Genomic DNA, 366 nt, shown 5'->3' with positions numbered 1-366 from the left:
GCGGGGGAGACCCGCCGCCACCGTCGCATGACCGCCGCCCGGCCCCGCCGGGCCCGCGGCCGCGGCCGCGGCCGAAGGACGACGCACGGGCGACCACGAGAGACACGAGAGACGAGGACCGCGTGCCCCGCACCCTGATCACCACCGACTACCTGCGGCCGGGCGACGACGTCGACCGGTACCTCACCGGGCACGGCCACACCACGGTGCACGCCCCGCTCGCAGGCCGGAGCGGCCCCGAGGCGCTGGTGGCCGCTCTCCGGGACGCCGACGCCGCGCTCGTCGGGCACGACCCGCTGACCGCCGAGGTACTGTCCCGCGCCCCGCGCCTGCGGGCCGTCGTCCGGACCGGCGTCGGGTACGACG

General features: G+C 79.0%; 1 pseudogene. It reads left to right on the top strand.

Going from position 1 to position 366, the window contains the following annotated elements:
* Positions 1–122 precede the first annotated feature (122 nt).
* A pseudogene (locus B7767_RS37420) lies at positions 123–366 on the top strand (hydroxyacid dehydrogenase); the annotation flags it as partial.

The sequence above is a fragment of the Streptomyces sp. 13-12-16 genome, from assembly GCF_002114215.1.
GTDB lineage: Bacteria > Actinomycetota > Actinomycetes > Streptomycetales > Streptomycetaceae > Streptomyces.
This window is presented reverse-complemented; position numbering and strand designations above follow the sequence as displayed.